This window comes from Kribbella sp. NBC_00889, from assembly GCF_045207705.1.
Lineage (GTDB): Bacteria > Actinomycetota > Actinomycetes > Propionibacteriales > Kribbellaceae > Kribbella.
In genome coordinates this window covers 5,685,320-5,709,464 of the sequence record NZ_CP108783.1, presented here as the reverse complement: position 1 = coordinate 5,709,464, position 24,145 = coordinate 5,685,320, and the positions used below count along the sequence as shown (strand labels likewise).

General features: G+C 68.2%; 21 protein-coding genes and 1 pseudogene. 9 read left to right on the top strand and 13 right to left on the bottom strand.

All coding sequences use genetic code 11. The features are described 5' to 3' along the window. Positions 1–34 precede the first annotated feature (34 nt). The 3 genes from OG817_RS27790 to OG817_RS27780 are packed head-to-tail and all read left to right on the top strand — an operon-like array spanning position 35 to position 3,263. Positions 35–1,189 (top strand): amino acid deaminase/aldolase, encoded by a 1,155-nt coding sequence (locus OG817_RS27790; RefSeq protein WP_406047552.1) that lies wholly within the window; start codon positions 35–37, stop codon positions 1,187–1,189. After that, entirely contained in the window at positions 1,186–2,484 is a 1,299-nt protein-coding gene (locus tag OG817_RS27785) for a D-arabinono-1,4-lactone oxidase (protein WP_406047551.1), read from the top strand. The genes OG817_RS27790 and OG817_RS27785 overlap by 4 nt, the downstream gene beginning before the upstream one ends. Positions 2,485–2,540: 56 nt before the next feature. Further along, on the top strand, positions 2,541–3,263 hold the full coding sequence (locus OG817_RS27780; protein ID WP_406047550.1) for a PIG-L deacetylase family protein: 723 nt from the start codon (positions 2,541–2,543) through the stop codon (positions 3,261–3,263). Here OG817_RS27780 and OG817_RS27775 read toward each other — a convergent pair. From OG817_RS27775 to gndA, 6 genes and pseudogenes are all read right to left on the bottom strand, one after another. Then, on the bottom strand, positions 3,219–4,097 hold the full coding sequence (locus OG817_RS27775; RefSeq protein ID WP_406047549.1) for a DUF559 domain-containing protein: 879 nt from the start codon (positions 4,095–4,097) through the stop codon (positions 3,219–3,221). The two genes, OG817_RS27780 and OG817_RS27775, sit on opposite strands and share 45 nt — an antisense overlap. 235 nt (positions 4,098–4,332) lie before the next feature. Further along, positions 4,333–4,743 carry a hypothetical protein gene (locus tag OG817_RS27770; RefSeq protein WP_406047547.1) on the bottom strand — a complete coding sequence of 137 codons (411 nt, stop codon included), beginning with the start codon at positions 4,741–4,743 and terminating at the stop codon, positions 4,333–4,335. 75 nt (positions 4,744–4,818) lie between these two features. Next, positions 4,819–5,355: a DUF6817 domain-containing protein gene (locus OG817_RS27765; RefSeq protein ID WP_406047546.1), complete on the bottom strand. Its 537-nt coding sequence runs from the start codon at positions 5,353–5,355 to the stop codon at positions 4,819–4,821. A 368-nt stretch (positions 5,356–5,723) separates the two neighbouring features. Continuing rightward, complete coding sequence (locus OG817_RS27760) at positions 5,724–6,155, bottom strand: DUF6319 family protein (protein ID WP_360453183.1); 432 nt, start codon at positions 6,153–6,155, stop codon at positions 5,724–5,726. A 203-nt stretch (positions 6,156–6,358) separates the two neighbouring features. Next, positions 6,359–7,573, bottom strand: a pseudogene (locus OG817_RS27755) (integrase core domain-containing protein); the annotation flags it as partial. 297 nt (positions 7,574–7,870) lie between these two features. Continuing rightward, complete coding sequence (gndA, locus tag OG817_RS27750; RefSeq protein ID WP_406047545.1) at positions 7,871–9,310, bottom strand: NADP-dependent phosphogluconate dehydrogenase; 1,440 nt, start codon at positions 9,308–9,310, stop codon at positions 7,871–7,873. Between the two features lie 179 nt (positions 9,311–9,489). Here gndA and OG817_RS27745 point away from each other — a divergent pair, with 179 nt between their 5' ends. Genes OG817_RS27745 through OG817_RS27735 form a run of 3 tightly spaced genes read left to right on the top strand, consistent with a single transcriptional unit; the run spans position 9,490 to position 14,839 of the window. After that, entirely contained in the window at positions 9,490–12,666 is a 3,177-nt protein-coding gene (locus OG817_RS27745; RefSeq protein WP_406047544.1) for a DUF2961 domain-containing protein, read from the top strand. Then, positions 12,663–14,309 carry a family 43 glycosylhydrolase gene (locus OG817_RS27740; RefSeq protein WP_406047543.1) on the top strand — a complete coding sequence of 549 codons (1,647 nt, stop codon included), beginning with the start codon at positions 12,663–12,665 and terminating at the stop codon, positions 14,307–14,309. The genes OG817_RS27745 and OG817_RS27740 overlap by 4 nt, the downstream gene beginning before the upstream one ends. After that, positions 14,306–14,839, top strand: a complete 534-nt coding sequence (locus tag OG817_RS27735) for an isochorismatase family protein (protein WP_406047542.1) — start codon at positions 14,306–14,308, stop codon at positions 14,837–14,839. The genes OG817_RS27740 and OG817_RS27735 overlap by 4 nt, the downstream gene beginning before the upstream one ends. On the opposite strand, the gene OG817_RS27730 is transcribed toward OG817_RS27735, so the two are convergent. Together OG817_RS27730 and OG817_RS27725 are read right to left on the bottom strand one after the other, a co-directional pair. Beyond that, complete coding sequence (locus OG817_RS27730; RefSeq protein WP_360458058.1) at positions 14,826–15,182, bottom strand: hypothetical protein; 357 nt, start codon at positions 15,180–15,182, stop codon at positions 14,826–14,828. The genes OG817_RS27735 and OG817_RS27730 overlap by 14 nt on opposite strands. A 41-nt stretch (positions 15,183–15,223) precedes the next feature. After that, a complete protein-coding gene (locus tag OG817_RS27725) occupies positions 15,224–16,051 on the bottom strand; it encodes an NAD(P)H-binding protein (RefSeq protein WP_406047541.1) in 828 nt (275 codons plus the stop codon). A 359-nt stretch (positions 16,052–16,410) separates the two neighbouring features. On the opposite strand from OG817_RS27725, the gene OG817_RS27720 reads away from it, so the two are divergent. Further along, complete coding sequence (locus OG817_RS27720) at positions 16,411–17,055, top strand: class I SAM-dependent methyltransferase (RefSeq protein WP_406047540.1); 645 nt, start codon at positions 16,411–16,413, stop codon at positions 17,053–17,055. On the opposite strand, the gene OG817_RS27715 is transcribed toward OG817_RS27720, so the two are convergent. Together OG817_RS27715 and tyrS are read right to left on the bottom strand one after the other, a co-directional pair. Next, positions 17,033–18,220 (bottom strand): aminoglycoside phosphotransferase family protein, encoded by a 1,188-nt coding sequence (locus OG817_RS27715; RefSeq protein WP_406047539.1) that lies wholly within the window; start codon positions 18,218–18,220, stop codon positions 17,033–17,035. The two genes, OG817_RS27720 and OG817_RS27715, sit on opposite strands and share 23 nt — an antisense overlap. Positions 18,221–18,224: 4 nt before the next feature. Further along, complete coding sequence (gene tyrS, locus OG817_RS27710; RefSeq protein WP_406047538.1) at positions 18,225–19,427, bottom strand: tyrosine--tRNA ligase; 1,203 nt, start codon at positions 19,425–19,427, stop codon at positions 18,225–18,227. A gap of 236 nt (positions 19,428–19,663) precedes the next feature. Here tyrS and idi point away from each other — a divergent pair, with 236 nt between their 5' ends. Further along, positions 19,664–20,221 (top strand): isopentenyl-diphosphate Delta-isomerase, encoded by a 558-nt coding sequence (gene idi, locus OG817_RS27705; protein ID WP_406047537.1) that lies wholly within the window; start codon positions 19,664–19,666, stop codon positions 20,219–20,221. Here the strand turns inward: idi and OG817_RS27700 are convergent. Further along, the gene (locus OG817_RS27700) at positions 20,216–21,097 is read right to left on the bottom strand and encodes an NAD(P)/FAD-dependent oxidoreductase (protein WP_406047536.1); all 882 of its coding nucleotides are present in this window, start codon (positions 21,095–21,097) and stop codon (positions 20,216–20,218) included. The two genes, idi and OG817_RS27700, sit on opposite strands and share 6 nt — an antisense overlap. 104 nt (positions 21,098–21,201) lie before the next feature. Here OG817_RS27700 and OG817_RS27695 point away from each other — a divergent pair, with 104 nt between their 5' ends. Next, entirely contained in the window at positions 21,202–22,104 is a 903-nt protein-coding gene (locus OG817_RS27695) for a GNAT family N-acetyltransferase (protein WP_406047535.1), read from the top strand. Here the strand turns inward: OG817_RS27695 and OG817_RS27690 are convergent. Further along, positions 22,081–23,073 carry a 2-dehydropantoate 2-reductase gene (locus OG817_RS27690; protein ID WP_406047534.1) on the bottom strand — a complete coding sequence of 331 codons (993 nt, stop codon included), beginning with the start codon at positions 23,071–23,073 and terminating at the stop codon, positions 22,081–22,083. The two genes, OG817_RS27695 and OG817_RS27690, sit on opposite strands and share 24 nt — an antisense overlap. Positions 23,074–23,185: 112 nt before the next feature. Then, entirely contained in the window at positions 23,186–24,145 is a 960-nt protein-coding gene (locus OG817_RS27685) for an ABC transporter permease (RefSeq protein WP_406047533.1), read from the bottom strand.

The following is a 24,145-nucleotide window of genomic DNA, read 5'->3' as shown; positions in this document are numbered from 1 at the left end:
TACCTTTCAGTATTTGTTGTCTTACACTCGCGGTATGGGTGACTTCGACCGGTATGCCCGCCTGACCGCGGGTCTCGACGCGCCGTTCGCGGTGGTCGACCTCGCCGCGTTCCGCCGGAACGCGGACGACCTGGTCCGCCGCGCCGCGGGTACACCGATCCGGATCGCATCCAAGTCGGTCCGCTGCCGCGCGCTGATCTCCGCCGCGCTCGAGCGCCCCGGCTTCCACGGCGTGATGAGCTACGCCCTCCCGGAAGCGCTCTGGCTGGCGCACAACGGCATCGACGACATCCTGATCGGCTACCCGACCGTGCATCGCACGGCTCTGCGCGCCCTGTCCGAAGACCCCGAGGCCGCCGCCCGGATCACGCTGATGATCGACTCACCCGAGCACCTCGCCTTCATCAAGTCCGTCGTGACCGGCAACGCCCGCATCCAGGTCTGCCTCGACGTCGACGCCTCCTTGCGGATCTTCGGCCAGCACCTCGGCGTCCGCCGTTCGCCCCTCCGCACCCCCGCCGACGCCGCCACCCTCGCCCGCACGGTCGCCGCCGACGACACCTTCGAACTGACCGGCGTCATGTTCTACGAGGCGCAGATCGCAGGCCTCCCCGACACCTCCCCGGCCGTCCGCTGGGTCAAGCGCCGCTCGGCCGCCGAGCTAGCCGACCGCCGCGGCGCCGTCGTCGACGCCGTCAAGCAGATCGCTCCGCTGCGCCTGGTCAACAGCGGCGGCACCGGCAGCGTCGAGATCAGCAGCGCCGATCCCGTCGTCACCGAGGTCACCGCCGGCTCAGGCCTCTACGGCCCGACGCTCTTCGACAAGTACGACGTCTTCAAGCCCGAGCACGCGGTCGCCTACGCCCTGGACGTCGTACGTCGTCCTGCCCCGCGATTCGCCACGCTCTTCGGCGGCGGGTACGTCGCGTCCGGGCCGGCCAAGAAGTCGAGGCTGCCATCGCCGACCTGGCCGGCCGGGCTGAAGCTGCTGGGCACAGAAGGTGCCGGAGAAGTGCAGACTCCGGTCCTTGGCAGGTCCGCCGAAGGGTTGCATCTTGGAGACCGGGTCTGGATGCGCTATGCGAAGGCGGGCGAAATGCTGGAGCGGTTCGAGGTCGTTCACGCGATCGACGGCGACGAGTTGAGTGAGCTCGTCACGTACCGGGGCGAGGGGAAGAACTTCGGATGAGCACCTGGCGGAACTGGGCCGGCACCGAGTCGGCCACCGGTGTGGAGATCCTCCGGCCGTCCTCCACCGACGAGCTCGCCGCGATGGTGAAGGCTGCCGCCGAGCAGGGCAAGAAGCTCAAGGCTGTCGGCGCGGGCCACTCGTTCACCGGCTGCTCCGTGCCCGAGCAGGTGATGGTCCGGATGGACAGACTGTCCTCGATCGTCAACGCAGACAAGGAATCCGGACGCGTGACCGTCGGCGCCGGCACCGGCCTGCGCAAGCTGAACGCCGGCCTCGCCGCCTTCGATCTCGCGATGGCGAACCTCGGTGACATCGACAAGCAGACCATCTCGGGCGCCATCTCCACCGGCACCCACGGCACCGGCGCGCGCCTCGGCGGCCTCGCCACCCAGGTCGTCGCGCTCGACCTGGTCACCGCGGACGGGTCGGTGCTGCACTGTTCGGCCGAGGAGAACCCGGACGTCTTCGCCGCGGCCCGCGTCTCCGTCGGCGCGCTCGGGGTGATCAGCTCGCTCACGCTGCAGACCGTTCCGGCGTTCTTGCTGCGAGCCCAGGAGATGCCGCTGCCGCTCACGGAGGTTCTCGACGGGTTCGATGAGCTTGCCGATGGCAACGATCACTTCGAGTTCTACTGGTTCCCGCACACCGACCTCGCGTTGACCAAGCGGAACAACCGGGTCGCCGCCGGCGTCGGAGCGTCCCCGGTCGGCCGGGTCCGCGGCTGGATCGACGACGAACTCCTGTCCAACAAGGTCTTCGAATTCACCAACCGCGTCGCGGTCAGGCAACCCGGCCTGGTTCCCCGGATCAACCGGATCGCGTCCCGCGCGTTGTCGGCCCGCGAGTATGTCGACGCGTCGTACACAGTGTTCTGTTCCGAGCGCAACGTGATCTTCCGCGAGTCGGAGTACGCCGTACCTCGGGAGAACGTGGTCGAGGTGATCCGCCGCCTTCGCGAGTGGATCGATGCCTCGGGTGCGCGCATCCCGTTCCCGATCGAGGTCCGCGTCGCCGCAGCGGACGACATCTGGCTGTCCACCGCCCAGGGCCGCGACACGGCGTACGTCGCCATTCACCAATACCACCGCCTCGCACACACCGCCTACTTCGACGCGTTCGAGCGGATCGTCGCCGACTACAACGCCCGCCCACACTGGGGCAAGCTCCACACCCTCACCGCTGCGGATCTCCGCACGCGCTACCCGCACTTCGAGGACTACCTCGCCGTCCGCGCTCGTCTGGACCCGACCCACACCTTCACCAATCCGTACACCCGCCAGATCTTCGGCTGACCGGCTCGCGCGCCGGGATGGTGTTCGAGGTGACGCGGCGCGGGTAGCCTGCGGGCATGACTGACGTGGAGGGGCTGCAGCCGGTCGACGAGGACTGGCACAAGGCGTTGGCAGTGATCGCTCACCCGGACGACATGGAGTTCGGGTCGGCGGCTGCTGTGGCGCGATGGACGGCGCAGGGGAAGGAGGTCGTGTACTGCCTCCTGACGTCCGGGGAAGCGGGCATCGACGGAGTCCCGCCGGAGAAGTCGGGGCCGCTGCGCGAGGCCGAACAAATCGAGTCGTCGCGGATCGTCGGGGTCTCGGAGGTCGAGTTCCTCGGCCAGCCGGATGGGACGATCGAGTACGGCGTCCCGCTGCGCCGCGTGATCGCAGAGGTGATCCGGCGGCATCAGCCGGAGATCGTGATCACGAACAACTTCCACGACACGTGGGGAGGCGACGGCAACCTCAATCAGGCCGATCACATCAACACCGGTCGCGCGACGATCGACGCGGTCCGCGACGCCGCCAACCGCTGGATCTTTCCCGACGTGGGTGAGCGCTGGGGCGGCGTACGGCAGGTCTGGGCCGCGGGCTCACCCAACGCCAAGCACGCCGTCGACACTACCGACACGTTCGACATCGGCGTCCAGTCGCTGAACGCGCACAGGGTCTACATCGACGGCCTGAACTGGCCACACTTCGACCCGACCGAGTTCCTCGAAGGCGTCTCCCGCCCCGCCGGCACCCTCCTAGGCACCCGCTACGCCACCCGCTTCGAAGTCATCACACCCTGACGTCTCCACCGAGTCGTGGAATCGGGTGCGCATCGGTCCACGATTTCCTCCGATATCCACGACTCGATGTCCACGTGCACGGAGGTCTTGGGTAATGCGGGCCACGACGGTGCCGGGGGCGTGGAGGAGGTCGTGGGCTGTGATGACGCGCACCAGCCAGCCCTCGCGTTCGAGATTCTCCCGGCGGCGGATGTCGCGCCGCCATTGCCCGATGTCCTGCGCATGATGGCGGCCGTCGTACTCGATCGCGATCTTGAGCTCTGGGTAACAGAGGTCGGGCTGGGCCAACCAGCCTCCGTCGGAGTCGAGGACGACCCGCCCGACCTCGGGCTCAGGCAGCCCGTCGAGCACGAGCAACAGCCGCAGCCGAGACTCCATCGGTGAGTCGACGCCCGGTCGAACCAGAGTCGCAGCCCGCCGCGCCAATCGGATGCCGCGAAGGCCGACCGCCGCGGTCGCCGACTCGATCAGGCGTGCGGGGTCGACATTCGTACGGCGTACCAGTGCATCGCCCGCCGTGACGAGCTCGGTCAGGTCGCTGTACGACGCGAGGTCGAGGAACGTGCGCTCCGGTGGTGTCACCGGCACACCGAGCGCGGGCACTCCCTCCAGATTGCGGATCTCATGAACCCGAAGGCCGCGAACTCGTGGCACCACCCGATGGGGATCGCGCCGGACGCTCAGATGCAGTTCGCCCGAGGTCGGTCCCGTACCGCACCACAGCCCCAGCGCTGTGTGATGACTGATCACCCCACCGGGCGCGAGTGGCAGAGCCGCCGCGGCACGCACACGTGGCGTCAGGAGAACCTCGGCCGGCGCATAGACCGATCCCACGACCCTACGAAAGCGGCCGCTGCGCAGTATCCCGGGCGACATTCCCGCCCTCCGCGCCTGCGCCGCCGTGAAAATCTCTCCGAGCATCCCTCCACTCTGTCCGACCCAGCGCCCCGCCCGTGCCGCTTATCCACAGGCCGCCGCGCGGTGGCGTTCGTCGGCACCCCGAGTCGTGGAATTGTGTGCGCGGAATCCCCGATCAGGGACCCGGATCCACGACTCGAGCGCCCGGGTGTCAGCTCTTGGGGAGGTCGAGGTGGATGGAGAGGTGTGGGGGGTTGGGCTTGGGGTGACGGGGTTCGCGGTCGCCGGAGGGGTCTGGGCCGGGTGGGTTGCCGGGGCCGGACCAGGAGCGCACGAGGGTGCGGCCTTTGCGGGAGAGGCGGTGGAGGTCGATCTGCTCGACCTGGTGTGCCGGGACGCCTAGCTGAGCCAGGCTGCGGTTGGCCATCGCGCAGGCAGAGTCGTGCTTGCGCGTCGAGAGCTTGTGCTGGAGGACGATCGCGATCGACCCGTCGGGCAGGTCCTCGACCCGGCATAGGCGCATGCCGGCGTCCAGTGCGTACGACTTGAACCCAAGGTCGATGTAGTCGGCGTTGGACAGTCGATTGGTCTTTGCGCGAGCAACCACTTCATACCTGGCCATGTACCGATCATGCGTCGGCGCGCAGGCGTTTTCCAGGTACTCCGGCCGCCGGCAACGGCAAGGTGGCCCGGTTGATCAGACCTGGACGACCCGGTTGGCCTCGGTGAGGACAGCGGGGGAGGCCAGCGACTGCCATCGCGGGAGTTGTTCCTGGAGGAACTGGTGGAGTTTCGGGGCCAGGTCCGGAGCGTGGTCGAGGACGTCGAGTTCGTTGACGATGGTCAGATCGACGAAGTCCCGGAGATCCGCGGTGGAGAGCTCCTCCGACGTACCGGTGAAGCGGTCGGTGACGGTGCGGTGCTCGGCCAGGTCGCGCCAGGTGGTTTCGCGGTCGCACGCGCCGTAGCGGTACACGATCTGCTCGGCTTCGGGGCCGATGACGGCCTCCAGGACCGGGCGTTCGCTCTGCCAGTCGAACAGGTGGGTGGGGAAACCGTCGGTCCCGTAGGCGGCGTGGGCGAGGCCGGCCAGGACGAGCGTGTCGGAGGCGCCGAGGGTGGTGAGGCGCTTGGCGACGCGGTGGAGGTGGACGTACAGGCTCCCGCCCGCGTGCTCGAGCTCGTCCGCGCCGCGGACCAGCAGCAGCGATCCCATGTCCTGAAAGGCGCTCATCTGACCCCTTCACTTCGGGAGCGGCCAGGGCCCAGGAGGATCGGCCCAGGGAATTACGGTACGGCCTCGATCACGACCGCGCCCAGAGGTGCGGCGCGCCGGGTTCGTCACATTTTGTTGCGGGGTCTGCGAGCTGGTGCCGCTGCCGCGGCCGCCGCGGTGTCTGCGGGTACTGCCGTTTGGTACTTCCCACCCTTGTGCGGGGAGGCGCCTACATGTCCGTTGCCGGACGGGTGGGAAGCACCAAACGTCAGCAGTTGTCGCTGCAGCAATCGTCGCTCAAGCCGCTGTCGTCAAGCAGTTGTCGTTCAAGCGGTTGTTCTTGGCTGAGATCCGGGGTGGTCGCCGCCGTAGTCAGCCGACGGGGGTCAGTCCGCGAGGTCGGCGAGGGCTTTGCGGGCGGCTTCCAGTTCGGCTTCGAGGGCGGCGACCTTGGCGGCCTGCTGTTCGCGCGCGGCCTCGATGACCTCGTCGATCGGGGTCGACAGGTCCTCGTGCAGTTCCTTGGCGGCGCGGGAGACCGCGGCGGCCGCGACGGCGAGGTTGCGGGCCAGGTAGGTGCTGCCTTGCTTGAGCTCGGCGTGCCACTCGCCGTCGGCGGTGCCGGTGACGGTCAGCGTCAGCTCGAGGGTCTTCGTCTTCTTGCTCGCGGCCTTCTTCGCCGGAGCCTTCTTCGGCTTGTCCGCTGCAGGCGCGTCGGGCGCCGGAGCGTTGTCCGGGGTGGCGTCCGTCGGGGTGAGGGTGTCGGGAGTGTCGGCGACGTCCGACGGCGCTTCTACTGCCAGAGTGTCTACAGTCATCGTTGCGGCGATCTCCTTGTGAACATCGCCCGCCGTGAGCGGGCTCGCGCTGAGCGTCTATTAGAACATACGTTCGAGACGCAAGCCAATCCGCGAAGAAAGTACATGTGATGTCTCAGGACATGGGTGACAGTTCTGCATCAGGACATCGGTGACAGTTGGTGTGTCAGGACATCGGTGACGGTTCAGGGGTCTTGGCGTGGGCCGCGGGGGCGGCCGTTGCCGACGTAGGTCACTCCTGGTGCGGGTCTGGTGTGCTCGATGAGGATCTCGCCTTCCAGGTCGGTGACGGTGATCTTGTCGCCGGGCTTGTTGCCGGTGCTGATGACGAGGACCTGCTGGAAGCCGCGTCGCCCGTCGACCAGGTATTGGACCTTGTCCAGGTAGAACATGCCGGCGGGAGTCAGCTTCTTGACGACGGTGTCGTCGGGCAGGTCAGCGGGCGCCGGTGCGAGAGGCGGCCGGGGCCGGCTGGCGGGACGGTGGGAGCGACGGGGAAGGTTGTGTGTGGGACGTGGCGGCTCGGCCTTCGCGGTGGCTTCCCAGGCGGCCTGGGGCGTGACGCGTCCGGGCAGGCCCTGGTGGGGGCGCTGGGTGTTGTAGATGTGGTCGAAGGCCTCGACCTGGGCCTGCAGTTCGTCGAGCGTCTCGGCGAGCGGTTGTTTGTCGAGGTAACGGAACAGGGTCTGGTGGAAGCGTTCGTTCTTGCCCTGGGTCGTCGGCTTGTAGGGCTTGCCGGTGATCGGCTCGACCCCCAGTGCCATCAGGTGGACGACGAATTGACCCAGGAGCCCACGGCGCGACGGATTGAGCGCGGATCCGTTGTCGGACAGCAGCCGCTGAGGCACGCCGTTGGCGGCCACGGCCTTGTCGAACACGGCGATCGCCGCGGCAGATGTCTCGCCCCACGCGACGTGGGAAGCGACCGCATAGCGGGAGTGGTCGTCGATGAGCTGGAGGATCACACACCTACGCCCACCGGTGAGCACGTACTCGGTGCCGTCGAGCTGCCAGCAGGCGTTCGGAGCTGGATAGACGAACCGGCGCCAGGCCGAGCGTGGCTTCTTCCGCGGTTCGAACCGCGCCACACCGGCCTGCCGGAAGATCCGGGCCAGTGACGCGACCGAGGGCACCACCTCCAGCCCCATCGCGCGCATCTTGTCGTGCACGCTGATCGGCCCGTGGTCGAGCCCGGAGGCCTCCAACGCAGCCCGCACCTGCACCGCTTGTTCTTTGACCTCCTCGGTCAACTTCGCCGGGCTCGTCCTCGGGCGCCTGGACCTGGGCTCGAGCACGGCCGCCGGACCGTCGGCCGTCGCGCGCTTGCGCAACTCGTAGAAGGACTTGCGCGAAATGCCGTGCTCGGCGCAGAAGGTCGAGACCGCACCGCGCGGAGCATCGTCCGGCCACTGCGAGATCGCAAGGCGGACACGGGGATCGATAGGTTCATTGGCTGGCACCGCCCGAGCCTCGCGGCCGAAGTGTCACCACCAAGCCCACCAGAAATGTCACCGATGTCCTGATGCAGAACTGTCACCGATGTCCTGCGACATGACACGCGAAGAAAGTACAAGTACAAGGGAAGAACCCGCCCCCTCGCTTCGCTCGGGGGCGGGGAGAACCGAGGCGGCCAGCCGCCGTACGGGCGCTGGCCGCCGAGCTCAGGACCGCGCCCCGACGGGTCGCCGGACCGCGTGGGCGGTCGGCGTGATGGGTCAGGACTGGGTTTCTGAGCGGTTGCCGGACCATTCGAGGTGGTAGGTGCCTTCGCGATCTACTCGCTTGTAGGTGTGGGCTCCGAAGAGGTCGCGGAGGCCCTGGATCAGTGCTGCCGGCAACCGTTCTGCGCGGAGGCCGTCGTAGTAGGACAGGGCCGCGGAGAAGCCGGGTGCGGGTACACCGACCTGGGCCGCCGTCGCGACGACCCGGCGCCAGGACTCCTGTCCGTTGGCGACGGCTTCCTTGAAGTAGTCGTCCACCAACAGTGAGGGCAGCGCGGGGTTCCGGTCGTACGCCTCCTTGATGCGGTCGAGGAAGCGCGCCCGGATGATGCAGCCGCCGCGCCAGATCGTCGCCATCGCACCGAGGTCGATGTCCCAGTCGTACTGCTCGCTGGCAGCCCGGATCGCGTCGAACCCCTGGGCGTAGGCCACGAGCTTCGACGAGTACAGCGCATGCCGTACGTCGTCGATGAACGCGTCCCGATCGACATCGGCCTTCTCCGAAGCCGGCCCCGGGAGTACGCCGGCCGCCGCGGACCGCCGTACGACGTCACCGGACAGCGACCGCGCGAACACGGCCTCGGCCATGCCGCTCACCGGGATGCCCAGATCGAGCGCGGACTGCACGGTCCACCGGCCGGTGCCCTTCTGCTCGGCCTGGTCCAGGACGACGTCCACGAACGCACCGCCGGTGGTCGGGTCGGTCTGGCTGAGTACGTCGGCGGTGATCTCGATCAGGAACGACTCGAGGTCACCGGTGTTCCAGTCCCGGAACACGTCGGCCAGTTCCGTCGGTGACAGTCCGAGGACGTGCCGGAGCAGGTCGTACGCCTCCGCGATCAGCTGCATGTCGGCGTACTCGATGCCGTTGTGCAGCATCTTCACGAAGTGGCCGGCACCGTCCGGGCCGACGTGTACGCAGCAGGGCTGGTCGCCGACCTGGGCCGCGATCTTGGTCAGCATCGGTTCGAGTGCGGCATACGACTCGACCGAGCCGCCCGGCATGATGCTCGGGCCGTTCAGTGCGCCCTCTTCGCCGCCGGACACGCCGCTGCCGACGAAGTGCAGCCCCTGGGCCTGCAGGGCGTCCTGCCGGCGACGGGTGTCGAGGAAGTGCGCGTTGCCGGCGTCGACGACGATGTCGCCCTCCTCCAGCAGCGGGACGAGATCGTCGATGACCGCGTCGGTGGCCGGACCGGCCTGGACCATGATGATGATCTTGCGCGGCCGCTCCAGCGACGCGACCAGCGCGGGCAGGTCGTCCGCGGGTACGAACTCGCCCTCGTGACCGAACTCCTGGATCAGGGCGTCGGTGCGGCCCTTCGACCGGTTGTGGACGGCGACGCGGAACCCGTTGCGCGCGAGGTTCCGGGCCAGGTTGCGGCCCATCACGGCGAGGCCGGTGACGGCGATCTGGGCTGGAGCAGAACTCATCGAATCTCCCGCAGGTCAAGGTGTGTGCGGACCCAGTCTGGCGCGCCCGGCGAGCCTGTTCGTCGGCGGGCCCGATCGGTGGACGGGGCAATTCGACGTGGCCGAGCCCTTCTCAACCGCTGTGCATCGATGGTAAACATCTGAGAAATCGATTTCCGACACCGCCGGAAGGCCGCCCAATGTTCCGTCGTGTTGCCGCGCTCGCTGTCAGCGCCTTGCTCGCTCTCTCCGCCGTGAACGCCTCGACGGCATCAGGTACGACGTACGCCGGGAACGACAACGGACCGGTCGGATGGCAGGTGTATCGCAACCTGGACCGGCTCCCCGAACTGCAGACCGGTGTCCGGACCAAACAGTTCTCCAGCTTCGGCCGGGACGGTACGAACAACGACGGGTTCGACGGCAGGTACTCCTGTCTGCGCACCACCGCCGACGGCTGCGTGATCGCCGAGGACAACGGTCCCGGTGAGGTCGCGTCGATCTGGTTCACCCGGGATGAGGGCAACGTCAGCAAGACCGGAACGATCACCGTCGAGCTCGACGGCAAGCAGGTGCTGCACGCGTCCCTGCAGGACGTGGTCGACGGCAAGCTCGGCGCGCCGTTCACGTTCCCGCTGGTCGCGAACGGGGTCGAGACCAGCGGTGGCGTCTACATCCGGGTGCCGATGCCGTACCGCTCCTCGATGCGGATCACCACCCAGACCAACCCGTTCTTCTACCACGTCGACTACCGCCAGTTCCCCGACGCGAACGGCGTCAGCACGTTCGACCCGAGCGACAAGGCCGAGGATGTCGTCGCCCTGCTGAAGGCGGCCGGTACGAAGGACCCGAAGCCGGCCCAGCCGAACAGCAAGACCACCGCGACCCCGGTGAAGCTTGCCCCCGGCAAACGAATCACGCTGGCCGACGTCCAGGATCCGGGCGAGGTCAGCGCGCTCCGGCTCAAGCTGCCCGAGATCGAAGGGCTGGACCTGCAGTCCTTCGCGGACGACGGGCGCGCGTTCGTCGGCGGCAGCAAGTTCACGATGAAGCTCGACCCGGCGAACACCGGCGTGAAGCTGGTCCGCCGGATGGATCTGCGGATCGGCAACCAGCGCGCGAAGGTGCTCGTCGACGGCACCGGGGCCGGCGAGTGGGCACCGCTGAAGGCTCAGGGCGCGCAGTGGGCGGATCAGACCGTCGACCTCCCGGCCGAGCTTACTGCCGGTAAGTCCGAGATCACCATCACCAACCAGTTCGTCTCGTCCGACCTCGACTTCAACGAGTTCACCTACTGGGCCGACTCGATCGTCGGCGGTACGGCGAAGCGCACGGACACCCTCGACGTCGGTCCGGACCACGTCGCGGACGAGCAGGCGCACGGCTACGAGATCACCCAGCAGAACTGGAGCGGCTCGCACGCGATGGCGTACGCCGCCACCGAGGAGGACGCGGCCCGGGTGAAGCCGTCGGACTCGCTCCTGGCCGGCGTCCGCGTCCAGGTGACGATCGACGGTGAGAAGCGGGTCGACGCCCCGATCGGTGAGTTCTTCGGCTCGGGCCTCGGCGAGAACCCGGTCCGCTCGCTGTTCTTCGGGATGGACCCCGACGGCTGGTACTCGTCCTGGTGGCCGATGCCGTACGCCGCCAGCGCCACGGTCAGCCTGGTCAACACCTCGGCGTACCCGCTGAACGGTCAGGCCGAAGTTACTTCGAGTAAGGACGCGCGCAAGGCGGTCGACCTGGCGACGGGCAAGACCGGCTACTTCAGCGCGATCTCGCAGCGCGGCGAGACCACGCAGGGCAGTGACTGGAACTTCGCCGACGTCACCGGTCGCGGCAAGTTCGTCGGCGTCTCCCAGACCATGGAGGGATTACTTGCCGACGGCAACACCCGCGGCTATCTCGAGGGCGACGAGCGGGTGTACGTCGACGGCGAGCGCACCCCGGCGATTCACGGCACCGGAACCGAGGACTACTACGAGTCAGGCTGGTACTTCAACGCCGGCACCTACTCGACGCCGTTCCACGGCAACTCCGCCCACGAGGTGCGGGCCGGCTTCTGCGCCAACGAGTGCGACGGCGCCTGGCGCCTGCACATCACCGACTCCGTCGCCTTCCAGAACCAACTCGACTTCGGCATCGAGCACGGCCAGCAGGACGACCACCCGGCGATCTACGGCTCGACTGCATTCCTCTACACCGCCGCGAAGTTCGGCGCCCGCGAGACCGACCGCATCGACACCGGCTCCGCGACCAGCCGCGAGCAGCACGGGTACGCCGACACCAACCCGCAGGCGTACGACGTGAGCTCGGTGTACGAAGGCGATCACGACGACACAACCCTGACCGACCAGGTCCGGGCCACCCCCCAGCCCATCCGCTTCAGCGTCAAGACCGAGCCGGTCAACCGGGGCGTGACGCTGCGCCGAACAAGCGACCAGAACGTCGCCGGCCAGTCAGCCCAGGTGTTCGTCGACGGCAAGGACGCCGGCACCTGGCTGCAGCCGCTCGGCAACGATCACCAGCGCTGGCTGGACGACAACTTCCAGTTGCCTGCGGCACTCACCTTCGGCCGGACCAAGCTCGACATCGAGCTGAAGCCCGCCGGCCCGAGCTGGACGGCATCGTCGTACGTCGTCCAATCGCTGGTCCTCCCGTACGACGACAAGACCGGTCCGGCGCAACCGACGGGACTCACAGCCACTGGCCGGGCCGACAACGCGATCAGCCTGACCTGGTCGGACGCGAGTGACGACAGCGGAATCGCGCACTACAACATCTACGGTGCGAAAGCGGGAGGTGCCGAGAAGCTGATCGGCACCAGTCCGCTGCCAGGTTTCGTGCACCGCAATCTCGGGCTGAACGAGACCTGGTCCTACCGCGTCGCCGCGGTCGACCTCGCCGGTCATCAGAGCGGCAAGTCCGCCGCCGCGCAGGGATCCACAGGCAACACGATGCGACTCGAGGGCGAGGCGATGTTGCCGCCGGTGTCGTCAACGGTCCCGGTCGACCCGCAGGGCAACTGCTGCGGCGTGAGCTGGTCGGGCGGATCGCAGGCCTGGATCCACGCCACCAAGGCCGGCGACAAGGTCGTGCTGGGCTTCAGCGTCCCGACGACCGGCTCGTTCAACCTCTCGACGGTGCTGACCAAGGCGGGCGACTACGGCATCGCCGACGTACAGGTCGACGGCGGCACAGCTGTGAGCTTCGACGGCTACGCCGCCTCCGGAGTCAGCACGCAGCAGCTCGACCTCGGAACGGCGCAACTTACTGCCGGTAACCACCAACTCGTCATCACCTTGACCGGCAAGAACCCAGCCGCCACCGGGTTCCTCGTCGGAGTCGACCTGCTCGACCTGGAGCTCAACTCATGATGCGCAAACTCATCGCCGCACTGGTCGGCCTCTCTGTCCTCACTGTGCCGTTGCACTCCGCCGCATCGCCCGAGCGCGTGCGCATCACGCCGTACGAGAAGATCGACAAGGTTGTAGCCGCCGGCGAATTCGCCAAGGTCTACGACCCGAGCGTGGGCGAGGCCGAGCCGTGGTACTACAACGACCACACCCTGGTGCAGGACCGCGCGACCGGCACCTGGCATGTGTACGCGATCACGCACGCAGAGCCGGCCAACCCGCTCGACGAGAAGAGCTTCGGCCACGCAACAGCGCCGACCCCGAACGGTCCGTGGACGAAGCAAGCGCCGGCGCTGATCGCCGACCCGGCCGCGGGGGAGAGCCACATCTGGGCGCCGTACGTCATGTACGACGAGGGCACCTACTACATGTTCTATGCCGCCGGTACGCCGGATCACACGGCGTACCGGATGCATCTGGCGACGTCGACCGATCTCGTGCACTGGACCCGCGATGCGGCCAACCCGCTGTTCACCGATGGCTTCGACGGACGGGACCCGATGGTGCGCAAGGTCGGCGACCAGTGGGTGATGTACTACACCGCCAACTCGTCGCCGGCCGGCGGGAACCACATCGTTGCCTACCGCACCAGTACCGACCTCAAGCACTGGAGCGACCGCCAGACAGCGTTCCAGCACCCGTCGACCGGGACGTTCGGTGGCCCGACCGAGTCGCCGTTCGTCGTCCAGCGCGGAACGGATTGGTACCTGTTCGTCTGCTGTGACGGTGGCTACGAGTCGACAAAGGTCTACAAGAGCGAGGATCCGCTGCACTTCACCGTCGATCAGCTCGCCGGCACGATCCCGGCGCACGCGGCCGAGGTCGTGCAGGACGGCCAGGACTGGTACGTCACCGGAGCAGGCTGGGGGAAGGGCGGCCTGTTCATCGCGCCGCTCGACTTCGCCGAGCTGCAGGTGACAAAGGGCCGCGTGGTGACCACCAACCACTACCGGGCGACGATCGAGACCAGCCCCCGAGCAGCACTCACTGGTCTGGACGTCGACCCAACCGGGCGCCGAAACTACCGTCCAGCGCTGGACTCGACCGGACGCACGACCGCGCCGTATCTGGCGGTCGGGAACTTCGGCGCCACCGACCTCAGCGGCCCGGCTGCCCACGTGGACGCGCGCCGTACGTCGTTGACGCTACGCGGCATCCCCTTCGGCGATGAGCCGGTCGCCGCAGACTGGACGTTCGACTTCGGCCCGACCACGTTCGACACCCGGCTCGCCTGGACGGTCAAGGCACCAACGAACGCACCCGTCTGGGAGGTCGCGCTGAACGTCGACTCCGCGTTGCCCGAGCAAGGTGACCCCGGCGGCTTCGGCCGCGACGGCGACGTCGCAGGACTGCCCCGATGGTCGATGGCGACAGCCCCCGGCCTCAGCGTTGTGACGGCGTACCGGCCGGGCTCGGCCTGGTCCGAGGACAACCACTGGTACGACCCGTCGAACGGCGCGGTCGCCTGGCAACCGCTCTGGCAACCGGGCGGACGCGCGCTCCCACCAGGGAAGTACGACGGCGGCTGCTGGCGTCTCGGTTTCTCCGGCACCGAGCGGGACGTGGCCTTCGCGGATTCCCTGGCCGCTAGTGTCGGTACGTGACCACGCTCAGCCTTTATCCCCGCAGTACTGCCCTCGTCCTGATCGATCTGATGCCGCGGATCATCGCGCTCGACACGGCACCGCTGGCCGGACCGATGGTGCTCGAGCGATGCGTGGCGCTGGCGAAGGCGACGCGGTCGGTGGGCGGGCTGGTGGTCAACGTCCGGGTCGAGCGGCCGGGGCTGGACGCACAGCCGGACGGGAGTGGGCTCGCACCAGATCTCGACCCGCAGCCGGGTGACCTCGAGATCGTGAAGCGAACGATCGGAGCTTTCGGCCGGACGAGTCTGGACGACGAACTGCGATCGCGCGGGATCGAGACCGTGGCGCTGGCCGGGATCGCGACCAACTTCGGCGTCGAGTCGACCGGCCGCGCCGCGGACGATCTCGGCTACAACACCGTCTACCTCACCGACGCGATGGCCGGCCTCGACCAGCAGGCCCACGACTTCGCGGTGTCCTATGTCTTCCCGCGCCTGGGCACTGTCTGTACCGGCACCGAGTACGTCGCAGCGCTCAGCCCCGCCTAGTGCCTGGATCGAGATAGTGCAGGCGGCGCCAGATCGCCTCGGAGACCTCGGGGAGCAGGTCGTTCGCGTGCTGGTTGAGCTGCCAGTGCGTGTTCGAGGCGCGGTCGACTGCCACGGCGCATTCGGCCAGCCAGCGTTCGGCGCTCTGCTCGGCGGCTCGCGGCAGGGCGCCGTACATCGCGGCGAGGCCCAGGATCACGCTGTCGCCGAGGACCCGGTTGGTCAGATCGTGGCCGGTCATGGCGTGGTACTGCGCGATGAACGGCGCGAGCACGGCCAGAGCCCGCGTGCGCGGATGACGGGATAGCCAGAACTGCCGCACCCGATCCAGCAACTGGTTCACCGCGAGACCTCCTCACCGCGACGCTACCCGCTCCAATGTTCCTACGCGAACAGCCTTGCGTTCTCGCGAACCCAGTCCTGCAACGTGCGCGGCGCCCGTCCGGTCACCTGCCGGACCGTGTCGTTGACCGTCGTCTCGTCAATGATCCCGTCCCCGAAGAAGCCTTCGATCGCCTCGGCGTACGGCGCTGGCATCGAGGCCTGCAGCTCGTCCTGCGTCTCCGCCCGGCTCATCGGGTACGCCGTCAACCCCCGGCCGATCGCCTCGGCCAGGATCTCCACCTGCTGCGGCGGAGTGAGGGCGACCGGACCGGTGAGGCGCAGGATCGCTCCAGCCTGGTCATCGGCAGTGAACGCACGGACGGCCACATCCGCGATGTCCCGCGGGTGGATCGTCGCGATCGGTACGTCGGGGAACTGAACCCGCACCACATCACCCGCGCGGATTTGATCAAGCCAGCGGAGCGTGTTGGACATGAACGAGTTCGGCCGAAGGAGCGTCCACTCCAGCCCGGATGCCCTCACCGCCTCCTCGGCCGCCTGGTGATACCCGGCGATCGCGTTCGACGTATCGCTGCCGGCCAGCGAACTGCTCGACAGCAGCACGACCTTCCGCACTCCCGCCCGGACCGCGTTCGCGAGCAATTCTTCGACCCGGTCGTAACCGCTGAGCAGGAAAATCCCTGACACCCCGTCCAGTGCGTCGGCGAATGTGTCCGGCTTGTTCAGATCGCCGTACACGGGATTGATCCCGCTCGGCAGTGGTGTGTCGGAGCGGATCAGCGCCCGGCCCGCGATCCCCTCGGCCGCCAACGATTGCACGACCGCGCCGCCCGCGTTTCCGGTCGCACCCGTAATCAGGATCGTCATGCTCCCACCCTTTCGCTCGGCTTCGATGAGTCAGCGTTCCATATCCCGCATGCCATCGGCGAAAGCGTGTTTGTCCGTACATTACGGCTGTAATCCGCAGGCTCTCGTGCAGGCCGTGCACGTGCCGCCTCCGCGGTCGTCGTCGTACCTCCTCCGCTGACCACGACCACGCCGCCGCCGGTGACGCCGCCACGCCGCCCGACACCGACAAGCCGCCCGACACGCCGCCCGACAACCCGCCCGACACCTCGGTCGGCTCCCAGACGCCGGAGTCGCCTGCCGGAACGCCCTGATCCTGGTTGCCCTTTGAACCGGATTGCCCGCTGATCCGTACAGCAGGACAACGAAAGGGGACCAGGATGAGCGGCACCGACCTCGCATACGGCACCGGGCTGACTGAGAACAGTTTGTATCGGTACGACGACTGGCTGCTCCGGGCAGCCGCCATCCGGGACGGTGATCGCGTCCTCGACATCGGCTGTGGAACCGGCGGTACGACGCGCGCCGCCGCCTGGCTCGCGGGTTCCGGCGACGCCGTCGGCGTGGACCTCTCGGAGCAGGCGCTGGCTGAGGCCACCCGTCGTGCGGAGGAGACCGGCGCGGTCACTGCGACGTTCGTGCCGGCCGACGCACAGGTGCATGCCTTCGAGACCGAGACCTTCGATGTCCTCCTCAGCCGCACCGGCTGCACGGACTTCGCCGACCCGATCGCGGCCTTCACCAATCTCGCGCGAGCGCTGCGTCCGGGTGGGCGCGTCGCACTCCTGGTCTGGCAAGCGCCCAGCCGGAACCCGTGGTACGCCGAACTCACCACCGGCACCACGCCGCGGCTCGACGTACCCGGTCCGTTCGCGTTCGCCGATCCTGCACGGGTCGCGCACATCCTCACCACCGCGGGCTTCCGGATGCCCGAATGCGAGCCCCTGCAGGAACTCATCCAGGTGGGTCCGGGCGTCGACTACCCGTCGGCTGCCTGGCTCGTCACCACCCGCAAGCCCGCATAGCCTCGACCGCGGCCTGGAGTTCGGTGCGCGGGTCGTCCGCGTGGTAGACGCGTTCGTCCGGCTCGATGTTGTCGAGGAACCGCTGGTACATGACCGCCCCGACCAGACGTCCGAGCACCGTCATCGGCTGCAGTGCCCGGAACGGTTCGCTGTTCGGGATCCGGCGCTTCCAGGCCGCCGACCAGACCTCGACCGCGTGATCGCCCTGTGCCTGCGGCATCCATCCGCGGAGCCGTTGGATGTCGGTGGCCGGATGGCCGACGAAGCTGTCCGCCCAGTCGACGATCGCCCGGTTGGTGCCGTCCGAACGCCAGTTGCCCGGATGGAAGTCGCCGTGTACGAGCGTGATCGGCAGACCCGACGCATCCAATTCGGACAGGATGCCGGGCAGCTTGGTCAGCAGCTCCTCAACCGCGAGCGCGTCATCACCGGGCAGCGCGACGATGGTCAGCAGCCGGGACACTTCATCCGCCAGGTGCTCCGGTCGCAGTACCGGCGCGTCGAGCGCGTCCACCTCCGCCGCAAGCTCGGCTTGTACGGCGACCCACCGGCTGACCACGTCCTCGATCGTCGGCGGATCCGGCTGCCAGCAGTCGACCCCGGGCGCGTGGGCGAGCAGGGACCAGCGGTTGCCGGCCGACGTACCGAGCACGGTGGGTGCGAGCTGAGCGTCGTACCGGTGGATGTGATCAATGATATCGGCGTCGATACTGCAGAACCGGCTCGTCGCCTTCGCCCAGGCACCCGGGAAGCGGATCAGACAGGACAGGTTCCACGTCTTGACCTGAACCGGATCGAGCGGGCCGACGATGCCTCGCGCCCACTCGATCAGCCGGCCCGGTCCGTCCACCTCGGCCCACGTCGCCCGAAGCGGATCGGGTGCGACGATCGCGTCCCATCCGTCGTACGGCGTCTCGTCCAGTACGCCGGCACACGGTTCGCCCAGCGCCTGCACGTGGTAGACGACCCGGCCACCGCGACCGACCACCGCCTCGTCCGCGTGCACGAGCCGCAGCACCATGGTCTGGACGCCGAGCAACTGGTCGAGCTGCCGGGTCACGCCCTCGACTTCGGACCACCACGCCGGCTCCACCTCGAAAGCCGGCACCCGGCCCGCGTAGCGCTGCCCGACGCTGACCAAAGCCTCGACCGTCTTCGTCTCCACCTGATCAGTGTCGTCTGACCCGGTGCCACGTGCGTGCGCCGGATTTGATCACCACGCCGGTGCCCAGGTCGACGGCCTCCGCCGGGTCGTCCGCCCGGGTGCCGTCGATGGTGACGGCCCCCTGCCGGATCAGCCGCCGGAGCTCGGAGTTGCTGTCGCCGGGCCGGATCGCGCGCAGGAGATCGAGCGCAGTCGTCACAGAGCTGTCGACGACGATCTCCGGAATGTCCTCGGGCTGACTGCGGTCGGAGAACGTCCGCCGGAACGCCTCCAGTTCGGCCTTCGCCGTGCCGGCGCCGTGGTAGCGCGTCACCACGGCAGCGGCCAGGCGGAGCTTGGCGTCGCGGGCCTGCGGACCGCCGTGTGCGGCTGCGGCGCCGAGTGCGGCGACCGTGTCCATCGGGAGTTCGGTGTAGACGCGGGCGTACGGCTCGACCAGGTCGTCCGGGATGCTCATCAGCTTGCCGAACTTCTCCCGCGGCGGGTCCGTCAGCCCGACGTAGTTGTTCAGCGACTTCGACTGCTTCGCCCGTCCGTCGAGACCCGGCGTGATCGTGGTCGTGATCACCACCTGCGGCGGCGCGCCCAAGCGCTGCTGGAAGTGCCGGCCGAGTTGCTCGTTGAACAGCTGGTCCGTGCCGACGATGGTCAGATCGCTCTGCATCGCGAAACTGTCGTAGCCCTGCAGCACCGGGTACGCCAGCTCGTGGACCGCGATCTCCCGCCCGGCCGCGACCCGCTCCCGGAACATGTCCCGCGCCATCAGCTGTGCATGCGTGACCTGCGCGAACAGACCGAGCAGCTCCGCCACCCGCATCCCGTCGTACCACTCGGAGTTCCGCCGTACTTCGAACACTGCGGGATCCGTGCGCAGTACCAGTGACACCTGCTCGAGGAACGACGTCGCATTCGCCTCGATCTCCTCCGGCGTCAGCACCGGCCGGGTCTCGGACCGCCCGGTCGGGTCGCCGACGCGGGTGGTCAGGTCGCCGAGCAGGAACACGACCTGGTGGCCGAGGTCCTGCAGCTGCCGCATCATCCACAGGTTGACCGCGTGGCCGAGATGCAGATCCGGTGCGGTGCAGTCGACGCCGTACTTGATCCGCAAGGGCCGCCCGCACGTCAGTCGTTCACGCAGGTCGGCCTCGCCGACGATGGAGTCGGTGGTACGGCGTAATCGGTCGATCACCGTGGTCGGGTCGTTCATGGGGTCCTCTCAGCAGGTCTGGAGGCACCCTCGCCACGACAGCGCCTCCGGCAACGGAAAGAGGCAGGAACCCGGTCGGTTCCTGCCTCGGAGGCTCTGGGTGGAGCGAGTTGCGGGGACTACCGAATGCCGGCCCCTCCCAGAGCCGGTCGATATGCCACGCCTCGCTTGATCACGGCGTCAGAGTAGCACCGGCGCATTGGGCCCACAGCCGGGTATCCGCCTACCCTCGGGGGGTGACGGAGGAGCGAGTGGTGCTGCTGGACGACGCCGGCCGGGCGATCGGGACCGAGGCCAAGGCAACGGTGCACCACTCCGCGACCCCGCTGCACCTGGCGTTCTCGAGCTACGTGGTCGACGGCGCGGGCCGGGTGCTGCTGACCCAGCGCGCCCTGACCAAGCCGACCTGGCCGGGGGTCTGGACCAACAGTTGCTGTGGGCATCCACTTCCCGGTGAGCCGGTCCCCGATGCGGTACGGCGCCGGCTCGCCGACGAGCTGGGGATCGTGGCGGACGGCGTCGAGCTGGTGCTGCCCGAGTTCCGCTACCGCGCCGAGATGCCGACCGGCGTGGTGGAGAACGAGATGTGCCCGGTGTACCGGGTCCGGTGGTCCGGCGATCCCACGCCCGATCCCACGGAGGTGGCGTCGTACCGATGGGTCGAATGGTCCGACCTGCGCGACGTACCGGGCCTGTCGCCGTGGTGCCTGCTGCAGTTGGACGAGCTCAGTGGGGCGCCAGGGGAGTGGACCGTCGGGGATCCTGCGCTCCTGCCGCCTGCTGCGCGGTCATGAGCTGAGGTCGCGGTCGAGCAAGTCCGCGTGCAGGGCAACCGCGGTGGTGCTCGCGTGCCCGGCAGCGCCGATCGCGAAGAGGGCGGGGACGGCCGTCGTACCGACCGCGTAGACACCAGGGATGCTGGTCCGTCCGGAGCTGTCGACGGCGACCGCGCCATCCAGTACGTCGCAGCCGAGGTTCGTCGCGAGATCACTCTGCTGATGCTGCCGGACGACCACGAACACAGCCCGCGGAAGCAACGTGTCACCGCCCTTCAGCAGCACGCGTACGTCGTTCTCCGCTGGCTGAACGGCCTCGATTCGCTCGGTGCGAATCGTCACGCAGGCCTTGTCGAGCTTGGTCAGGTGATCGGCGCCGAGTTCGTCGCCATCGGTGCACAGGACGACGTCGTCGCTCCACCTGCTGAGCAACAGCGCCCGGGCAACCGAGCGGTCCGGCAGCCCGCGCATCCCGAGCTGCACGAGCGGCTCGTCACGCACCTCCCAGCCATGACAGTGCGGACACGCAACAACCGACCGACCCCACGACTCCCACACACCCGGCACATCCGGCAGCTCGTCCCGGAGCCCGGTCGCCAGTACCACGGATCGCACCCGCTCACCCTCGACGACGAAACCGTCGCCGTCAGCGGTCACGTCCTCGACCCGCGTGTCCCGCACCTCGACGCCGTACTCCCGGAGTTGCCGGCGCCCGAATGCGACCAACTCGCCCGGTGCGGTGTCCTCGACTCCGAGGAAGTTGTGGACGTGCTCGGCCGTCCGGTTCCGCGCCTTCCCGTCGTCGAACAGCACCACTCGCCGCCGCGCCCGTCCCAAGGTCAGCGCCGCCTGCAGGCCCGCCACACTTCCACCGATCACCGCTGCGTCGATCACAGCGCCATTCTTGCCGCTGCTTCCACTATTTGAGAAGAACTGCCTCAGATAATGAGACGATGAATTCGAGTGCGCACCCGGTCCGGGTAGGGCAAGGTGGGGGCATGGGTGAGATCGTGATCCGGCCGGTCGAGTCGGAGCGGGACTACGAGGACTGGCGTGCGGTGCGGCTCGCGGTGCAGCCGTACGAGCGCTGCCCGAGTGTGGCCGAACTGCAGAAGTTGGCGAAGCCCGGACGGCTCCTGGTGCTGGCCGTGATGGACGGTGCGGTCGTCGGCAGTGGGATGTCGGATCACTCCAGCGAGGCGGGCCGTGCGGCCGTCAAGCCACGGGTCCGCCCCGAGGCACGACGGCGAGGTGCCGGCACCGAGTTGCTGCGTGCACTGACCGAGCATGCCGTTGCCCAGGGCTACCAGGTCGCGGGCTGCGCGGTCGACGACGAGGAATCACTCGCGTTCGCCGACCACTTCGGTTTCACCGAGGCGAACCGCCAGGTCGAGCAGCTCCGCCGGATCGGCACCGAGCCGTGGCCGGAGCAGCCGACGGCGTACCGGATCGTGACCGTGGCCGAGCGGCCCGAGCTCTGGGCGAAGGCTTACGAGCAGGTGGCGGTGCCGACCCTTCCCGACCTGGATGTGCCGGCACCGATGGACGTCTCGGCCGAGGAGTGGGAGATCGAGTGGATCAACGACCCGGCGGCGATGTTCCTGGCCGTCGTCGGTGACGACGTGATCGGTGTCGCCGGGTTGATGCTCGACACCGACCAACCGGAGCGGGCTGAGGTCGCCTACACCGCAGTCCATCCGGACTGGCGCGGCAAGAGCGTCGCCGCGACCTTGAAGCGAACGAGTATGGCCTGGGCGGCCGAGCACGGGATCACCGAGATCTACACCTGGACCCAGCGCGGCAACGAGAACATGCGCCGGCTGAACGAGCACCTCGGGTTCACCTACGGCATCGTGAGCGTCGATGTCAATGCGAAGCTACCGCTGCAGTTCGCGGAGTAGCTCGGGGCCGGGCCAGGGGTGGTGGTTGGTCTCGGCCTTGTGGATCAGCTCGATCAGCTTGGCGTTGACCGGAGCTCTGCGGCCGAGGGACTCCGCCAGGCGGACGACCTCGCCGTTCAGGTAATCGATCTCGGTCGGGCGGCCGGCTTTGAGGTCTTCCCACATGGAGGTCCGGGCGAGCGGGTCGATCGCGAGGACCGAGCCGGCCAAGCGGCGGAACAGGAAGTCGGGCAGGCGGAGGACGGCCGGGAAGCGGCGCATCGGCACCGCCAGGATCCGGGCCGGTTCGATGCCGTGCGCAGCGAGAAGGGCGAGTGACTCGGCCTGAGCCGCGGCGAGGCAGCGACGGTACGCGCGCTGGGACAGCTCGTCGCGCAGCGGGAGATCCGAGAGCGCGTTGATCGGGTTGTTGAGGTTGAGCAGGAGCTTCGACCACTGCACCGGCAGGATGTCGTCATGCTGCTTCAGCGGCAGCCCCGCTCGGGCGAAGTCCTCGACGTACGGCGCCAGGCCCGGATGGCTTTGGACATCGAGCGCACCGGCGGTGCCCTGGTGGAAGACTCCCTCGCCACGGTTCAGCACGTTGAACGGAACCATCCCGGGCACCACGACCTGGTCCGGCAGCCCTTCCCGCAGGACGTCACCGTTGCGGAGGCCGTTCTGGAAGCTGACCACGATCGCGCCCGGCTTGAGCACACCGGCCAGCTCGGCGGCTGCCGTCCCGGTCGCCGCCGACTTGACCGTCAGCAGAACGAGATCCGCCGCTCCCGCCGCCGCAGGCGAGGTCTCGTAGCGAACATCGGCAACCCGGAGATCAGCACCGAGGTAGTCGGTCAGTCGTAGCCCGTGAGCCGCGACCTCGGCCGCCATCCGCGGCCGCCCGACGAAGACCACGTCGGCGCCACCCGCGAGCAGCCGTCCGCCCACGTAGCAGCCGATCCCGCCGGCGCCGTACACCACGATCGACACGGCACCACCGTACCGAAGGACAGGAGGTAGTCAGTGCCGACCGGCGCGGCTCCGCTTGGCCCACCCCTGAAAGGCCAACCAACCGGCCACTACCTCCTGTCCTTCGGTACATCTAGTGGAGTCGAACCCGCGGATCCAGGAAGGCGTAGGCGATGTCGACCAGGATGTTCGCGACCACGACGGCGGCGGAGGCGAACAGGACGATCCCGATGATGACCGGGAGATCCTGCTGGTTGATCGCCGTCACCGCGGTCTGCCCGAGACCGGGCAGGCTGAACACGGTCTCGATGACGACGACACCGCCGATCAGCTGACCCAGATCGATGCCGAACTGCGTGACCACCGGAGTCAGCGCGCTGCGCAGACCGTGCCGGACGATCACCCGGCTCTCCCGGATGCCCTTCGAGCGAGCGGTCCGGATGTAGTCCTCGCCGAGGACGTCGAGCATCGAGCCGCGGGTCAACCGGGTGTAGGTGGCCGCCAGCAACAAAGCCAGCGCTACCCACGGCAGCAACAGGTGCTGGAACCAGGCGCCGGCCCCGGCGCTCAGTGGGGAGTACCCACCTGCCGGGAACCAGTGGAATCCGGCCAGCGTCAGCCGGAAGTACAGGAAGTACAGCAGCAGCAACCCGAGCAGGAACGACGGGAACGAGTAGAAGAACAACGAGAACAGCGTCAGCCCGCGATCGGCCAGCGACCGTGGATGCACCGCGGAGATGACCCCGTTGAAGACTCCCAGCAGCAACCACAGTACGGCGGCTCCGAGCGCCAGCGAGACCGTGATCGGCAACGCGGTCCCGATGATCGTGGTCACCGGCACCTGGTGGTAGTAGTCGTACCCGAGGTTGCCGTGCAGCGCGTTCTCGACGAAGTGCAGGTACTGCTTCCACACCGGCAGGTCCAGCCCGAGCCGGTGCTTGATCAGGTCAACGGTCTCCGGCGTCGCCTGCCGGCCGGCCAGTGTCTGCGCGACGTTGCTCGGGGCAACGAAGAACAGTGCGAACACGGCCACCGTGATGAGCCAGAGGACCAGGAGTCCGTGGCCTAGCCGGCGGATGAGGAAAACAGCCAT

Bases quoted from the DNA above. Each gene is read 5' to 3' on its own strand.
- OG817_RS27740 (WP_406047543.1), top strand. From the start codon at position 12,663: ATGATGCGCAAACTCATCGCCGCACTGGTCGGCCTCTCTGTCCTCACT.
- gndA (WP_406047545.1), bottom strand. From the start codon at position 9,310: ATGAGTTCTGCTCCAGCCCAGATCGCCGTCACCGGCCTCGCCGTGATG.
- OG817_RS27720 (WP_406047540.1), top strand. From the start codon at position 16,411: ATGAGCGGCACCGACCTCGCATACGGCACCGGGCTGACTGAGAACAGT.
- OG817_RS27725 (WP_406047541.1), bottom strand. From the start codon at position 16,051: ATGACGATCCTGATTACGGGTGCGACCGGAAACGCGGGCGGCGCGGTC.
- OG817_RS27790 (WP_406047552.1), top strand. From the start codon at position 35: ATGGGTGACTTCGACCGGTATGCCCGCCTGACCGCGGGTCTCGACGCG.
- OG817_RS27760 (WP_360453183.1), bottom strand. From the start codon at position 6,155: ATGACTGTAGACACTCTGGCAGTAGAAGCGCCGTCGGACGTCGCCGAC.
- OG817_RS27780 (WP_406047550.1), top strand. From the start codon at position 2,541: ATGACTGACGTGGAGGGGCTGCAGCCGGTCGACGAGGACTGGCACAAG.
- OG817_RS27765 (WP_406047546.1), bottom strand. From the start codon at position 5,355: ATGAGCGCCTTTCAGGACATGGGATCGCTGCTGCTGGTCCGCGGCGCG.
- OG817_RS27685 (WP_406047533.1), bottom strand. From the start codon at position 24,145: ATGGCTGTTTTCCTCATCCGCCGGCTAGGCCACGGACTCCTGGTCCTC.
- tyrS (WP_406047538.1), bottom strand. From the start codon at position 19,427: ATGAACGACCCGACCACGGTGATCGACCGATTACGCCGTACCACCGAC.
- OG817_RS27785 (WP_406047551.1), top strand. From the start codon at position 1,186: ATGAGCACCTGGCGGAACTGGGCCGGCACCGAGTCGGCCACCGGTGTG.
- OG817_RS27695 (WP_406047535.1), top strand. From the start codon at position 21,202: ATGGGTGAGATCGTGATCCGGCCGGTCGAGTCGGAGCGGGACTACGAG.
- OG817_RS27770 (WP_406047547.1), bottom strand. From the start codon at position 4,743: ATGGCCAGGTATGAAGTGGTTGCTCGCGCAAAGACCAATCGACTGTCC.
- OG817_RS27745 (WP_406047544.1), top strand. From the start codon at position 9,490: ATGTTCCGTCGTGTTGCCGCGCTCGCTGTCAGCGCCTTGCTCGCTCTC.